General features: G+C 70.6%; 10 protein-coding genes. All 10 read right to left on the bottom strand.

The genetic code is table 11. The features are described from left to right. Nucleotides 1-11: 11 nt before the first annotated feature. Complete coding sequence (locus tag ACFWYW_RS28100) at nt 12-143, bottom strand: hypothetical protein (protein WP_379615011.1); 132 nt, start codon at nt 141-143, stop codon at nt 12-14. A gap of 173 nt (nt 144-316) precedes the next feature. Then, entirely contained in the window at nt 317-1,579 is a 1,263-nt protein-coding gene (locus ACFWYW_RS28105; protein WP_379615013.1) for a serine/threonine-protein kinase, read from the bottom strand. A gap of 85 nt (nt 1,580-1,664) precedes the next feature. Further along, nucleotides 1,665-4,496 carry a TIM-barrel domain-containing protein gene (locus ACFWYW_RS28110; protein WP_379615015.1) on the bottom strand — a complete coding sequence of 944 codons (2,832 nt, stop codon included), beginning with the start codon at nt 4,494-4,496 and terminating at the stop codon, nt 1,665-1,667. Then, nucleotides 4,493-7,732 (bottom strand): TIM-barrel domain-containing protein, encoded by a 3,240-nt coding sequence (locus ACFWYW_RS28115; RefSeq protein ID WP_379615017.1) that lies wholly within the window; start codon nt 7,730-7,732, stop codon nt 4,493-4,495. Before ACFWYW_RS28115 ends, ACFWYW_RS28110 begins: the two co-directional genes overlap by 4 nt. Nucleotides 7,733-7,746: 14 nt before the next feature. Then, entirely contained in the window at nt 7,747-10,038 is a 2,292-nt protein-coding gene (locus tag ACFWYW_RS28120) for a TIM-barrel domain-containing protein (protein ID WP_379615019.1), read from the bottom strand. After that, entirely contained in the window at nt 10,035-11,105 is a 1,071-nt protein-coding gene (locus ACFWYW_RS28125) for a glycoside hydrolase family 15 protein (protein ID WP_379615021.1), read from the bottom strand. The genes ACFWYW_RS28120 and ACFWYW_RS28125 overlap by 4 nt, the downstream gene beginning before the upstream one ends. Nucleotides 11,106-11,136: 31 nt before the next feature. Then, the gene (locus ACFWYW_RS28130) at nt 11,137-12,393 is read right to left on the bottom strand and encodes an ABC transporter substrate-binding protein (RefSeq protein ID WP_379615023.1); all 1,257 of its coding nucleotides are present in this window, start codon (nt 12,391-12,393) and stop codon (nt 11,137-11,139) included. A gap of 13 nt (nt 12,394-12,406) precedes the next feature. Next, a complete protein-coding gene (locus ACFWYW_RS28135; RefSeq protein ID WP_379615025.1) occupies nt 12,407-13,213 on the bottom strand; it encodes a carbohydrate ABC transporter permease in 807 nt (268 codons plus the stop codon). Next, nucleotides 13,206-14,144 (bottom strand): carbohydrate ABC transporter permease, encoded by a 939-nt coding sequence (locus ACFWYW_RS28140; protein WP_379615027.1) that lies wholly within the window; start codon nt 14,142-14,144, stop codon nt 13,206-13,208. The genes ACFWYW_RS28135 and ACFWYW_RS28140 overlap by 8 nt, the downstream gene beginning before the upstream one ends. After that, on the bottom strand, nt 14,141-15,358 hold the full coding sequence (locus tag ACFWYW_RS28145; protein WP_379639924.1) for an ROK family protein: 1,218 nt from the start codon (nt 15,356-15,358) through the stop codon (nt 14,141-14,143). The genes ACFWYW_RS28140 and ACFWYW_RS28145 overlap by 4 nt, the downstream gene beginning before the upstream one ends. Nucleotides 15,359-15,673 lie beyond the last annotated feature (315 nt).

Below are 15,673 nucleotides of genomic sequence, written 5' to 3' on the forward strand. Positions count from 1 at the left end.
CGATCACTCTCTCACGGCTTGGAAACCACCCGCGTCGCCCCGAGGTCGGTGGCGATCGCCGGCGCCCGCTCGAACCGGGTGATGGCCTGGGCGTGGTCGCGGGTCAGGGTGTGTTCGCGGCCGAGGCCGAGGTTGCTCGTCACCAGGCCCCACCGGCGCGGGTGTGCGGGTCGCCCTGCTCGGTCGGCGGGAGCGCGTGGTCTGTTCTGACGGTCACCCTGCAAGCTTAGAGATGGTCCGCAGGGCCCCGGAGCGATGCACTAGCTGTCATGGATATGCACTGGACAGATCAGAACCCGAAGTCGGGCACCACCCATCACGACGGGCAGGGCTCGCGGACGCACTGAATCTCGCCCGGCTGGCCGGTGGGGTCGACAGTCGGCTCCTCCGGTCCTGGCGTCGTGGGCTCGGCCGTGGGCGTGGGCTCCACGGTCGGGGTCGGCTCGGCGGTGGGAGTGACCGTGGGGGTCGGCTCCGTCGGCGTCGGCTCAGGCTCGTTCGTGGCCGTCGGGGTCGGCTTGGGAGTGGGGGAGGTCTTGGCGGGCGGCAGCGCCGGCTTGCCCTTGACCTGCTCGCGCTCGGCCGGCGGCGTCACCGTGGCGTTGCCGCCGGGCGGCAGGATGCGCTGCTGCTCAAGCGGCGCCACCGGGCGCAACCACAGGGAGCCCACCACGGCCGCCGTGGCCAGCACCGCGGCCGAGACGGTCAGCGCGCCGACCAGCGCCCGGCGGCGGCGCGGCGCGGGCGAGGCGTGCGGGTCGGCCAGCGCCCTGCGCGCGGCCTCGCCCATGTCGGCGGCCGAGGCCCAGCGCCGGTCGGGCGTCTTCTCCAGCGCCCTGGCCACCACGGCGCGCGGACCCGGCGGGATGTCGTCGGGCAGCGTGGGCGGCGGCTGGTGCAGGTGCTTGTAGATGATCTGCACGGGGGTGTCGCCGTCGAACGGCAGCCGCCCCGTCAGGCACTCGTAGGCCACCACGCCCAGCGCGTAGACGTCGACGGCGGGCGTGACGTCGCTGGCGGTGGCCATCTCCGGCGCGCAGTAGCCGGCCGAGCAGAGCATCGCGCCGGTGGCGGTGAGCTGCCCCGCCGAGACCGAGTGGGCGATGCCGAAGTCGGTCAGCGCCACCCGGCCGTCGGGCCGCAGCAGCAGGTTGCCCGGCTTGACGTCGCGGTGCACGATGCCCTGCGCGTGGGCCGCCGACAGCGCGTCGGCCACCTCGGCGACCAGCCGCATCGTGTGGGCGGGGGTGAGCGGCTCGCGATCGAGCGCCCGGTCCAGCGACTCGCCCTCGACGTACTCCATCACCAGGTAGCTCAGGGGACGCTCGCCGACCTGGGCCAGGCCGTAGTCGTAGACGTCGACGACGCCGGGGTGGCGCAGGGTGGCCATGGCCCGCGCCTCGTTCTGGAAACGCTGGGCGAAGGTGGCGTTCTCGCTCAGGGCGGGGGTGAGCACCTTGACCGCGACCTCGCGGCCCAGGACCGTGTCGGTGGCACGCCAGACCTCGCCCATGCCGCCACCGCCGATCCGGGTGGTCAGCTGGTAGCGATCGTTGAGTGTGGTCCCCGAGCCGAGCACGCCTTCAACGCTAACACCGGCGCCTGCCTGCCACGCGGGAATCAAGAAGCGGGCGCCCCCCGGAAGAGGGGAGCGCCCGCATTGTTCAGAACGCGCCGGTGGTGGTCCCGCCGCTGCCGGTGGCGGGGGTGGTGAAGGCGCTGTTGGCGCCCGGCTGCCACTGGTCGGCGGTGTCGGGGAAACCGGCCTCCTGACGCTTGACGCACTTCCACTCGACCGGGGTGTTCGGCGGGAGCTTGCCGATCGTGCCGGTCCAGGTCGGGTACGCCGTCGGCGACAGCTTGACCGCACTGGCCACCGACCAGCTGCCGAGCTGCGGGACGCTGCCCACGGCGTAGACGGACTGGCCGGGCGTGGTGGTGCCGTTGGCGCAGGAGAACGTCATCGACACCGGCGCCTGGCCGAGCGTGAACACGAACGTCTTGGCCGTGGTGACGCTCACGCTCGCCGACTTGGCCACGACGAGGTTGCCGCCCGCGTTGTACCAGCCGCTCGCCGCCGCGTCGAAGGCGGCCTTGTTCGCGTGCTGGGTGAGCGGCGTGCCGTTCAGCGTGACCGCCGAGGCCTGGGTGTCGGTGACCAGCTCGACGACGTTGCGCCGCGCGGCCGGCGCGCCCGTGTACGTGCCGCTGGACGCGGCCACCGTGACGGTCGCGGCCGACCCGCTGAGCTGCTGTCCGAGCTGTGTCGTCCGTACGGCCCCGCCCTGGTAGGCGGTGGTGGCCCCGTCGTCCTCGTAGAGGGTGAAGTTCGAGGCCGCCGGATCGGCGTACACCCGGGCGACCAGCTCGTCGCGGGTGGTGGCGTCGGTCCGCTTGCCCAGCACGTTCATGGTCTTGTCGTCCACGAACATCTTGGGGATGATCGCCCCCGCCCTGGCGAAGGCGGGCAGCCGGAACTCGCCGCCGACCCACAGCGGCCGGTCGTTGAACCACTGGCCGGTGCTGGTCAGTTTCTCGCCCGTGCGGTAGTCGAACCATGTCCCCGCGGGCAGGTACATGTTCCTCTTGCGCTCGTTCTTGCCGGCCACGACGCCGACGAGGAGGTCGCGGCCGATGAGCTTCTCGCTGCCCATCTCCCGGACGTTCGGGTCGTTCTGGTAGTGGTAGACCAGCGGCGGCACCAGCGGCTCGCCGGTCCGGTTGGCCCGGTGCGCGAGCGAGTAGTAGTAGGGCGTGAGCTCGTACCTCTGGCGGAGGTTGGCGAGGTTGCTGGCCACGTGGCCGATCTTGTCGGGGGAGGTCTGCGCGCAGTTGCACAGGTTCTCGGTGTGCGGGCGGACCGGCACCTCGAACCAGGCGCCGTTGGCCAGCCATTGGGTGTAGAGCTCGTTGAGGTCGGAGTCGAGCATCTCGCGGCGGAAGCCGCCGATGTCGGAGCCGAAGTAGTCGATGCCGGACATCGACATGTGCATCTGGACGTTCTGCTGCTGGGCCAGCGCGGTCAGTTTCGAGCCGATGTCGGCCGACCACATGGCGACGCCGTGGCGCTGCATGCCGGCGGCGCCGGAGCGGGCCAGCAGGAAGGGGCGCTTGGTGGTGCCGCCGGCGTAGCCGCGGGCGATGCTCTCGGCCCACTTGAGGTTGTAGACGTTGTGGTAGTCGGCGTGGGCGTGCTTGCCGGGCAGGACTCCGGCGGTCCAGTCGCCCGCGTCGTACATCTCGGGCTCGCCGAGGTCGAGCCAGTGGCCCTGGACGCCCTGGTCGATCAGCGGCTTGCGCTTGGTGGTGTGCCAGTAGTCGCCGGCGGCGTCCTGGGTCCAGTCGATCATGCCGCCGCGGCCCCACCAGTCGTTGGTGGTGAGGTAGGCGGGCAGGCAGGTCGCGCAGCCGGCCCGGTTGAGGTAGCCGCGGGTGGCCATGTCGGAGTGCTCCGGCAGGTTCCTCCCGATATAGGACTCTTCTATGGTCATCAGGCCGATGCCCTTGTTCGCCTGATAATCGGAAATAGCGGCAGATGGGTTGGGGAAGGCTGACGTATCCCAGGAAAGTGAGCCCATGCGGGTGTTGTCGGAACCGGCGGTCACCCCGCCGAACCACGGCAGGTCCAGCACGAAGCCGTCCACCGGGAACTTCGCCGTCCGCAGTCCCGTGAGCCGGTTGTCGATCTCGGCCCAGTTGTCGTAGCCGAACTCCGACACCCACAGGCCCAGCGCCTTCTTCGGCGGCACCGGCGGGCGGCCGGTCAGCTCCAGGTAGTCCTTGCGCAGGTCGGGCAGGTCGGCGCCGGTCATCGTGTACCACCGGAGCTGGTCGCCCCAGGTGTCGACCGTCCAGGGGTCGCCGGTCAGGTTCCACTCCTGCTTGTAGACCTGGTCGAGCAGGAGGCCGTAGTTGAGGTTGCCCGCGCCGACCGCGAACAACACCGGGATCTGGGCGTTGCCGACCGGGCCGTTGTCGGTGTCGTAGGCCATGGCGTTGCCGTACTGGCCGCCGGGGGTGCGGGTGCGCCCCACCCAGTCGCCGTCGGCGCTGCCGCCCATGAAGAACTGCTCGCCGAGGCCGTAGGCGTTCTGGATCTGGCCCTTGGTGAGGCTCAGGCCCTTCCACGCCTGGCCCAGGTTGCGGGGGCAGGCCTCGTACAGCTGACGGGTGGGGTCGGAGACCTTCACGCACAGCGTGCCGGGGGTGACCTCGACCTTCATCGCGGCCGTGGTGAGCGTGTTGCCCGACTGGTTGAAGCTGGTCGGGCCGGTGTAGTCCTTCTTGGCGATCTGCGGCGTGGTGAACAGCGGCGCGCCGGTCCCCGGGCTGGTGCCGTTGGCCAGTTCGAAGTGCACCAGGTCGTCGTCGAGGAACTCCACGATCAGGTAGGTCGAGCCGCTGGTGAACTGGACCCGCTGCACCGCCGCCTGCGCGGGCAGGGCGACGAGCAGCGGGGCCAGCAACGCGGCCAGGAGGATCAGGACGCGTCTCATGGCCGGGCCACCACCAGGTTGTCGAGGTTGATCCCGTTGCTCGCGTATTCGATCTTGATGGTGTGGGCGCCCGCGGTCAGGCTGACCGGGAGCGTGGCCGTGCCCCAGGTGTCCCAGTTCGGCTGGGCGGGCAGCGACAGGGTGCCGGCGGAGACGCCGTCCACGTACACGGTGCGGGTGGCCGCGACGGTCGTGGAGTAGCGGAACTTCAGCTGGTGGCTGCCCGCCGCGTCCGCCTTCACCTGGAAGGTGACCGCGTCGCCCGCCTGGGCGAAGCCGTCCACGAAGCCGGTGCCGGTGTAGCCGGGGTGGTTGTTGTTGGTGCTCGTGCCGGTCCCGGCGGCGAACTCGGCCTCGTAGGCGGCCTTGTCCACGCCGTTGAGCACGATCGTGCGGTTGCCGGTGGCACTGGCCAGCTTGACGTGCGTGAGCTGCTGGACCGGGTCCCACCACCAGCCCTCCGACGCCGCCTTGAGGTCGGCGAGCGTGGCGCGCGCCGTCGCGCCGGTGACCGTGGTGGGCTTGGTGGAGGCCACCTGCAGCGTGCTCGTGGTGGTCAGCGCGGGGACCGTGATCGTGGCGGTGTGCGCGCCCCAGTTCTCGGCGCTGGAGATGGTACGGCTCACGCCCGCCGAATCCTCGAAATACGAGTACGAGGTGGACCCCGCCGGATAAATCCGGAAGGCGAGGTTGGTGTAACTGGAGACGCTGTTGCCGATCTCGCCGCCCAGCTCGTAGTCCGCGTTGAGGTTCAGCGGGATGATCGCGCCCGGCTTGGCGTAGACCGGGATCGTGTCCAGCCCGGCGGCGTACGTCTTGGTGCCGGGACCGGTGAAGCGCCCGCCGTTCCACAGGTCGTACCACTCGCCCGCGGGCAGGTAGACGTTCCTGGACGAGGCGCCCTGCGCGGTGACCGGCGCCACGAGCAGTTGCGAGCCGAACATGTACTGCTGGTCCTGCGCCGCGGCCGTCGCGTCACCGGGGAAGGAGTAGCTCATCGCGCGCATCATCGGGGCGCCGGTGACCGAGCTCGCCTTGGCCTCGGTGTAGAGGTAGGGGATCAGGTTCATCCGCACGTTGGCGAACTTGCGGAACGTCGGCACGACCGTGGTGTTGCCGGTGCGCGCCTGCACGTTCCACGGCGTGCGCGCCTCGGAGACCGACGGATTGGCCTTCTCCGAGTGGTACTGCATGACCGGCGAGAACACCGCCTGCGCCGCGCTGCGCAGATACAGCTCCGCGCTCGGGAAGTCGCCGGTGAAGCCGGCCAGGTCCCACGCCGTGTACGGCACGCCCGACTGCCCCGCCGAGATCATCGCCCGCACCGCCTCCTGGAAGGCGGGGAAGCTGGAGTTCTGGTCACCCGCCCAGAAGATCGAGTTGGCCTGCGCGCCCGCGGTGCCGGCCCGGCTGAAGATCGTGTTCTGCGCGTTCTTGCCCTTGACGTAGGCGTTGTAGGCCTGGGTGTAGCTGTTGGGGTAGGCGTTGTGCATCTCGTCGCCCTTGCGGCCGTCGGCGAACTGCACGCCCCTGCCGAAGATCGCCTCACTGCCGTCGGTCTTGAAGCCGTCGATGCCCACCTCGTCCATGAGGTAGTCGCGCTTGCTCATCCACCAGTTGGTCGCCGCCGCGCTGGTGAAGTCCGGCACCGTGCTGTCGCCGAACCACTGCCCGGTCGGGATGCGGTACGGGCCGTTCGTCGGGTTCTTCACGACGTAGTTCTGCGCCTGCGCGTAGGCCCTGTCGTTGAGGTGCTGCTGCGGGGCGGTCGGCGGATTGCTGTCGAAGTTCTCCTTGAGCACCGGGATCTGCCAGAGGATCACCTTCACGCCCTTGTTGTGGGCGTTGGTGACCATGGCCTTGGGGTTCTGCCAGGCGGTGCCGGCGGGGAAGGTCAGGTTGGCGTAGGAGAGCTTGCCGCTGCCGGGCGTCGGCGTGTACGTGGCGCCGTGCCAGACGTAGAACGTGGCCTCGTCACTCCACTGCTCCAGCACCAGGGCGGTGTGCGGGATCTTGTTCGTGGCGACCTTGTCGAGCTCGCTCTCCACCTCGGCCTGCGTGTTCCACTCGTTGGCCGACATCCACACGCCGAACGCCCACTTGGGCGGCAACTGCGGGCGGCCGGTGACCGCCGTGTAGTCGTCGACGATCTTCGCGGGGGTGCCGGTGAAGACGTGGTAGTCGAGGGTGGAGTTCAGGGCGCCGCCGGTGTCCACGGTGAAGGCCGCCCGGTCGCCGGGGGCGAAGCGGGCGTAGCGGCTGGTGTTCACGTAGAGGCCGTAGCCGGCCGAGTTCAGGAAGAACGGGACGCTCAGGTAGGTGCGCCGGGTGGCGCCCTGGTCGCGGTACTGGTTGTAGACGTAGTTGTGGACCTCGGTTCCGCGCTGGTCGAGGCGGTCGTAGCGCTCGCCGTACCCCTCGAAGCGCTCGCCCGAAGGCGAGCTGTACGCGTCCTCGATCTTGGTCACGGTCGTGGCGCCGTCGCCGGCCCAGCGCAGGTTCGCCGCGTCCTGGCGGGTGATCAGCGTGGTGCCGTCCGACTTGTAGACCGACAGCCGGTACGGCGACTTCTGGATCTTCAGGACCATGGCGCTGGTCGAGATCGTCAGCGTGCCCGCCGAGTCGGTCACCGTGTAGCCGGAGGTGCCGGAGATGTTCAGGCCCTGGCCGTTCGGGGCGACCTGGCTGCGGAAACGTTCGGCGGCGGGGAAGGCGAAGCGGATCTTCGGCGTGAAGCCGCCCGCGCTGTCGCCGGTGGTCACGTCGACCGAGGTGCCGTTGTTGGTGAAGCCGGTGACGTTGGTCGGCGAGCTCCACGAGGTGACCGTGAACGGGAACGGGCCGACGGACTTCTGCCCGCCGCCGTTCACGTCCGCGTTGACCGTGTAGCTGATCTTGTCGCCGCGGGCGAAGCTGCCCAGGTTGATCTTCCAGTAGCTGTTGTTGCCGCTGTTGTAGTCCCAGGCGGCGCCGACCGGGGTCTGGTTGACGCCGTTCTTGGTCCAGGTGGCCCAGACGGTCTGGCCGGGTTCGATCGGCCAGGTGGTCGCCTTGACCGTCACCGCCTCCCCGGCCATCGGGTCGCGCGGCGTGCGCTCGTGCGGCTCGCTGGAGTACAGGTCGTCGATGCCGGTCGGGTGGTGGAAGACGCCGTCGAGGGCGTACGCGGGGACGGTGACGAGGGAGGCAAGCAGGACGATCGCCGCGACGACGACGCCCGACCGTAAGCGGATCACGGGTGGAGCACCTCTCAGACGGAGAAGACGGCGGACAGCTCGGGCCAGCGCTCGGCGGAGCAGAGCACGGGCGGGCGGTCGAGGGGAGCGGGCAGCGTGACCTCCTGCCCGCCGTCGAGGCGCGTGCCGGTCCAGACGTCGACCCACGCGCCTTCTGGTAGATAAACCGAGATTTCCGAAATGGCAGGCTCAGTGACCGGCGCGACCAGCAACGCGTCCCCCAGCTTGTACTGCAACGGGAAACGCCAGATCGCCGGATCGTCCGGGTGGTCGAAGAACAGCCCCCGCATCAGCGGCGCGCCGCCGCCGACCGCCTTGCGCGCCTCCTCCACCAGGTACGGCACCAGCCGCTCGCGCAGATGGGCGAACCGGCGGAAGACGGGCAGCACCCGGTCGTCACCGGTGCGCTCCGCCACGTTCCACGGCGTGCGGTCCCGGCTCGGCGTGCGGTGGTGGTTGAACTCCGAGTGGTACTGCATGATCGGCATGAAGCACGAGGTCCCCGCCGCCCTGAGATACAGCTCAGCCCCCGGAACCTCACCGGAGAACCCGGCCAGATCCCACCCCCAGTAGACGATCCCGCAGGCGGAGGCGGTGATCCCGGCCCTGATCGAATTGCGGAACGCCGGCCAGGTCGAGTCCTCGTCCCCGGCCCAGAACGCGCCGTGCGGCTGCGACCCGGTGAACCCGGCCCTGCTGAACGTCACCGGCGCCTTGCCGGCGGCCCGCAGCAGGTCCCCGAACGCGCGCGCGTAGTGCACGGGGAACAGCCCGTTGCCCTCCGCGCCCGAGCGGCCGTCGGCGTAGCGCAGGTCGTGGCCCCACGCGTGCTCGCCGCCATCGGTCTTGAAGCCGTCGACGCCGACCTCCTCGACCAGGTAGCGGCGCTTGGCCGTCCACCAGTCACGGACCTCGGGCGAGGACAGGTCGGGCATCAGCGCCAGCGGGAACCACCAGCCGCGGTTGCGGTAGGGCCGCCCGCCGGCCTCCTTCACGCCGTAACCGCGCTCGGTGAGCTGCCGCGCGTCCACCGCCGCCTGATGCCGGGGGTGCGGGCGCGTCTTCTGCAGCGGGATCTGCCACAGCAGCACCTTCACGCCGCGCTCGTGCAGCTCGTCGACCATGCCCTTGGGGTCGGGCCACGGGCCGTCGGCCGGGAAGGTGTAGTCGGCGTAGCGGTGCGGCTCCTCGGCCGGCTCGTAGACGGCGCCGCGGAAGGCGGTGAACGTGCTCTCGTCGCTCCACGCCTCGATGACCAGCGCGCCCACCGGGATGTCGTGCTCGCGGTGCCGGTCCATCTCGGCCATCACCCGCTCCTGGGTGTTCCACTCGTTGCCGCTGGCCCAGAGCCGGAACACCCAGGTGGGCAGCTCCACCGGCCGCCCGGCGTCGTCCAGGAAGGCTTCGAGCACCCGGGCGGGGGCGCCGTCATAGGTGCGCACGGTCAGCTCCGCCTCGGGCCCGACCTCGGCCTCGACCCGGATCGTGTCGCCGATCTCGTACCAGGTGCGGCGGCTGGTGACCACGTGGAAGCCCCAGCCGCGCCCGCCCACCACCAGGGCGAACGGCATCGGCAGATAGGTGCGGCCGTGCTCGCCCTGCGCCTTGTACTGCTCGAACACCACCGCGTCGAGCGCGCGCCCGCGCTGGTCCACGGCGTCGAAGCGCTCCCCGAACCCGACGACGTGCTCGCCGCGGTCCAGCTCCAGCTCGAACCGCACCCGCCGCACGCCGTCACCGTCGCTCAGCCACCGCACGCTGCCCGGCACGATCCGCTCGCCGTGCAGCTTCCCGCCGCCCTCCGACCAGACCGCCGCCGTCACCTCGAACCATCTGCTCGTACGGCTGCCGCCGTCCGCCAGCCGCGCCCGGAACCGGTAGCGGTACCGCCTGCCCGCCTCCAGCGCCGGAGTGGTGACACACCACGACCCCGCCGCGGCCCGCGCCGCCCTCGCCTGCGCGGCGGCCAGATGCCCACCGTCAGCCTGCCCACCGTCAGCCTGCCCACCATCGGGCTTCTCGCCGTCGGGCTGGTCACTGTGGGCCTGGGCGTCGCTGGGTTGGGTGTTACCGGGTTGGGTGTTACCGGGTTGGGTGCCGGCGGGCTGGGTGTCGCCGGCGCGGGTCAGCGCGAGGCTGATCGTGGGGGCGCCTTCCTCGTGCCACTCGCACTCGATCGCGCTGACCTTGGCCGACGCCCGCACCCGCAGCTCGACCACCTCACCCGCGAGCGGCGCGGCGGGCACGCGCTGGTCCTCGGTCAGCGCGTACGGGTGGCCGGAGCCGAAGGGCCGGTGGCGGATCATGAGGAGACTCCCAGCTCGTCGGCGAGGATCAGGTACATGCCGTGCGACCACAGCAGCGGCGTGGCCACGGTGCCCCAGCGGTCCAGCCACTCCTGCTCGTACTCGGGGGCCAGCAGCAGGTCGGACACCTGCTCGGGCAGGTCGCCGGAAGGGGTGGCCTGGGCGGCCATCCAGTCCAGGTAGCGGCGGGCCTTCTCCGGCCGTCCGGCCCGGGCGTGGTTCCAGCCGAGGAATCCGGCCAGCAGCACCCAGCGGCCGCCGCCGTAGAAGGTGTCCTTCAGGTAGCGGTAGACGCCGCCGTCGCGGGCCAGTTGCCGCTCCACCTCGGCGACCGTGGCCGCGCCGACCGGATGATCGACGGGGTAGAGGCCGAACGGCTCCACGCAGGCCAGTAGGCTGCCGTCCACCGCGTCGCTGCCCAGCCACTTGCGCAGCCGTCCGTCCACCACGCCTTCGGCCGACACGAGCGCCTCGATCCCGGCCACGGCTTCGGCGGCGGCCGTACCCTCGGCGGGGGAGAGCACGCCGAGCGCCCGCGCGGCCCGCAGACCGGCGTGAATGGAGCCGAGCGTGGCGACGTGCCGCCGCTCGACGTTCTCCTCCCACCAGTCGTAACAGGGCAGCGACCAGAAGGCCGACAGGTAGCGCGCGGCGGTGCGCACGCCCTTCTCGGTCTCCGGCACCGCGCCGTGGCGGCGGGTGTGCTCGGCCAGTGCCCACAGCCAGGTGCCGTAGCCGTCGAGCTGGAAGTCCCACCACCCGTCGTCGCCGTTGAGCCCGTCGAGGGTGAAGCGGGTGGGCAGCATGTCGCCGGGCGGGATCGGGCCCTCGCGGGAGATCAGCGACTCGACCTGCCCGGCGCGGTCCGCGATGACGCCCGCCGACCAGCGGTGGAAGGCGGCGGCGCCGTCGGCGTCGCCGTGCCTGCTCACCCCCTCGGCGATGAACGCGCCGTCGCGCAGCCAGGAGAAGCCCTGGTAGGCGGAGAAGGACGGTGAGGCCGGGTAGGCCCCGCTGGACGACTGGTACCTGCGGATCACGTCGAGGCTGTGGGCGACGAGGGACACGGGTGCGGAACTCCTCAGCAGATCTGTTCGGTCAGCCCAGCAGGGCGTCGACCTTGGTGGCGGCGGACTTGAGCGCTTCCTCGACGGGCTTGCGGCCGGCTGCGGCCTCGGTCAGCTCCTTGGTCACCGCGTCCTGCATCTCCTGCTGGCGCTTGATGACCGGAGGAAGCGCGATCGACTTCAGCGAGTCGAAGACGGCCTGCCGGTTGGCGGGCTTGGGATCCTTGAGGTATCCGGCCAGCAGTTGCTGGTCGGAGACGGGCGGCAGCTCCCACGAGGAGGCGATGCGGGTATTGGCCGCGACGTCGGAGGAGCTGAGGAACTTGGCCCAGGCGTAGGCGGCCTTGCCGTTCTTGGTGGTGGCCGAGGCGGCGACGGCGTTGTGGAAGACGGCGCTGGCCTTGGCCGAGTCACCGGGCTCGACGACGACGTCCCACTCGAACGGCACGTCCTTCAGCCCGGCGAACTGCCAGATGCCGTTGTGCCACATGGCGAGCTTGCCGGACTTGAACAGGTTGGTGTCGTAGTCGGCGGTGCCGCCGATCTCGGCCTCGGTGGGCATGGTCTTGCCGACCTTGGACACCAGCCAGGTGGCGGCCTTGACGCCGGCGGGGCTGTTGAAGGTGGCCTTCTTGCCGTCGGCCGACAGGAACTCGCCGCCGGCCTGCTTGAGCGTCTTGTAGAACTCGAAGAACTGGACCGGCTGGTAGTCGCCGTACACCCTGGCCTTCTTGTCCGTGAGCTTCTCGGCGGCGGCCTGCTCGTCGGCCCACGTCCAGTCGGCGGTGGGCGGCTCGATCCCGGCCTTCTTGAACAGGTCCTTGTTGTAGAAGAGCACGACGGTCGAGAAGGAGGCGGGCAGCGCGTACTGCTTGCCGTCGTGCTTGAAGGAGTTGAGCGACTCGGCGGCGTAGGCGGAGCTGTCGCCGTCGCCTGCGACCGCGCCGAGGTCGAGCAGGGAGCCGGCGCCGGCGTAGGTGACGAAGTTCTCGTAGTTGAGCTCGAAGGTGTCGGGGGCGGTGCCGCCGGCGATGCTGGTCTGGAGCTTGGTGAAGTACTGCTCGTAGGGGGCGGTCTCCACCACGACGTCGATGGTCGGGTTGGCCTTCTCGAAGGCCGCGGTGATCTCGTCGAGGTCCTTCACGTGGTCGGGGGCGGCGGAGAAGGTGAAGTAGCGCAGCGTCGTCTTGCCGCCCTCGCCGGTGGGAGCCTTGGTGGCCGATCCTTGGGAGCACGCGGTGGCCAGCAGCGCGGTGGCGACCAGGGTGGTCATGATCTTTCGCGACATATCCGTAGTTCCTTTACTTGAGCCCGGTTTGGGCCACGCTGGCGATGACGTGCTTCTGCGCGAAGACGTAGAGGATGAGGATGGGCACCACGCTGACCACCGAGCCGGCCATGACCACGTCCCACTGCGTCGTGAACTGGCCGTGAAGCGTGGCCAGGCCGAGCGGCAGCGTCATGAACTCCGGCGACTTGATGATGATCAGCGGCCACAGGTAGCTGTTCCAGCTGGCCATGAAACCGAAGATGGCGAAGGTCGCCAGCGCCGGCCGGATCAGCGGCAACACGATGTACAGAAAAATCCGGAAATGACCGGCCCCGTCCAGCACGGCCGCCTCGTCGAACTCCTTCGGCACCTGGTTGATCGCCTGGCGCAGCAGGAACACCCCGAACGCCGAGGCGATCGTCGGCGCCAGCAGCGCGAAGTAGGTGTCCACCAGACCCAGCGTCCGCATCTCGATGAACAGCGGCACGACCAGCACCGGCAGCGGCATCATCAGCGTCGCCAGATACACGCTGAACAGCGCCCCGCGCCCCGGGAACGGCAGCCTGGCGAAGGCGTAGGCGGCCATCGCGCTGGTCAGCAGTTGCAGCACCGTCGAGGCCACGCCGATCCACACGCTGTTGACCAGGATCCGCCAGAACGGCAGCGTCTCCATCAGCTTGCGGTAGGCGTCGAGGCCCGCGCCGTCCGGCGTGAAGTCCGGCGGTACGGCCAGCACCGCGTCACCCGGCGTCAGCGAGGTGATGACCGCCCAGGCGAACGGGAACAACATCACCGCCGCGCCCAGCGCCACCAGCAGATACCTGGCTGCCTTACCCATAGGTCACCCACCTGCGCTGGGCCCTGATCTGGACGGCCGTCACGATCAGCACCACGATGAACAACAGCCACGAAAGGGCCGAGGCCATGCCCGCCCTGCCGTACCGGAAGGTCAGGTCGTAGATCTGCGTGACCACCACCTGAGCGTTGCCGCCCGCCATGATCCGCACCTGGTCGAAGACCTGGAAGCCGTTGATCAGCGAGATCACCACCACGAAGAACGTCGAGGGCGACAGCAGCGGCAGCGTGATCCGCCGGAACCGCTGCCAGGCTGACGCGCCGTCCACGAGCGCCGCCTCCTGGTACTCCTTCGGGATCGCCTGCAGGCCCGCCAGAAGGATCACCATGACGAACCCGAGGTCCTTCCAGGCCGAGGCCAGGATCACCGAGGGCATAGCCCAGTCGGGGTCGGTCCACCAGCCGGGTCCGCTGACGCCCACCAGCCCGAGCGCCCAGTTGACCAGGCCGCTGGCCGGGTTGAGCAGCCACTTCCACATCAGCGCCACGACCACCCAGCTGGTGATCACCGGCAGGAAGTAGATGCCGCGCATCAGGCTCCTGCCGCGCATCGCCCGGTTGAGCAGCAGCGCCAGGCCCAGGCCGCCGGCGTAGACGAGGGGGAGGTAGCCGGCGATGAAGTACAGGGTGTTGCCGAACGCGGTCAGGGTCTGGGGGTCGCCCAGCAGTTCGGCGTAGTTGCCGAGGCCGACCCAGCGCATGTCGGTGATCAGGTCCCACTCGTGCAGGCTCGTCCAGAGCGAGCCCAGCATCGGGATGATCGTGTAGAGCATCAGGGGGATCGCGCTGGGCAGCAGGAAGACGGCCACCGTTCCTGCGTAGCGCCACTTGCCGCCGCGCTTGGGTGAGACGGGCTTCATGGGGGCCGCCGGGACCGCTGTCTTGGGCGCCGTCGTGGTCTGGGGGCCGGTCATGTCGCGGCTCCTATCAGCCGGGCGCGTACCAGGCGGCCCTGCTCGCCCGCCGCCCCCGCCGCGTCGAACGGGGTGGCCAGCACCAGCGCCGCCGCGCCCTGCGCCCAGCTCGTGTCGTCCCAGCTCTCCACCTCGACCGCGATGTCGCGCCGGCCCGGCAGCAGGTGCGCGCGCAGCGTGGCGTGGAAGCTCTCGCTCCAGTGCGCCCACTGCGCCGTGCCCTCGCCCAGGACCACCACGACCTCGGGGTCCACCACGTTCACGAGCCCGGCGGTGGCGCGGCCGAGGATGGCGGCCGCGTTGGTGAACACCTCGCGCGCCGGGCCGGGGTGGACCGCCGCCCGTCCCAGCTCCCTGATCGCCGCGCCCTCGGTGACCCGCGCCGGGTCACCGGTCCGCAGGCCCTTGGCGCGGGCGGCGGCGGCCAGGCCGGCCGCGCCCACGAACGCCTCCAGGCACCCGGTCGCGCCGCACCCGCACACCGGCCCGTCGGGCGCGACGGGGACGTGGCCGAACTCGCCCGCGCCGCCCCTGGCGCCGCGGTACACGCGCCCGTCGGCCACCACGGCGGCGCCGACGCCCCGGCCTATCGTCAGCACGAGGAAGTCGCGGTGGGTGCGGCCTCTGCCGTACAGGCGCTCGGCCGCGGCGAGGGCGTTGACGTCGTTCTCCACCAGCACCGGCAGGTCGAGGCGGCGGCGCAGCCGGTCGCCGACGGGCATGGCCTGCCACCCGAGCGTGGGCGCGTTCACGGTGCCGACGGCCTGGTCCTCGACGCTGCCCGGCACCCCGACGCCGACGCCGAGCAGCGGCGGCGCGCCGTCGATCTCCTCCAGCACCGAGGCGATGGCCGCGCCGAGCTCGTCGAGGCAGCCGGGGGCGGCCGGGTCGAAGGGCCGCTCCCAGGAGCCGAGCACCTCGCCGTCGAGCCGGACGTCCACGAGCACCAGGTGGTCGGCGGTCACCTTCACGCCGAGCGCCCGGCCCGCGCTGCCGACGAGGCCGAGTCGCTGCGCGGGCCGGCCGCCGCGCGACGGCTTGAGGTCGAGCTCCTCCAGCATGCCCGAGCCCATCAGCTCGCGGGTGAGCTGCGTGACGCTCGCGGGGCTGAGGTCCAGCTCCCGTGCGATCTCGGTACGGCTCAGCGGTCCTACCGTGCCCAGCAGGGCGAGGATCGCCGTCCGGGTGAGGTCGCCGCGGTCTGTGCCTGCCATGCCTTCGACTGCCCTCGACTTTCTTTAGTCATAAAGTTAGTGGTGAAAATATGCGGCCGGAGCTCCTCACCTGTCAAGAGGTGAGATGTGCGGACTTTTGTGAACCTGGAAGGTTAGAGGTGTTCCGTCCGGGCGGGCGTCGGCAAGGTGGAAGCACGGGGGACACGGGGGCGGTACTGGCTGTGGCGGAGGCGGTGATGTCAGCGACCGCACCGCTCCGGCCAGTGCCAGCGAAGACGAGCTGGGGGGCGCGTCGGCGTAAACCGCGAAGCCCCCGCCGGACGGGACCCGGCGGGGGCTTCGCGGTGCCCGTGG

This window comes from Nonomuraea sp. NPDC059023, assembly GCF_042740095.1.
GTDB lineage: Bacteria > Actinomycetota > Actinomycetes > Streptosporangiales > Streptosporangiaceae > Nonomuraea.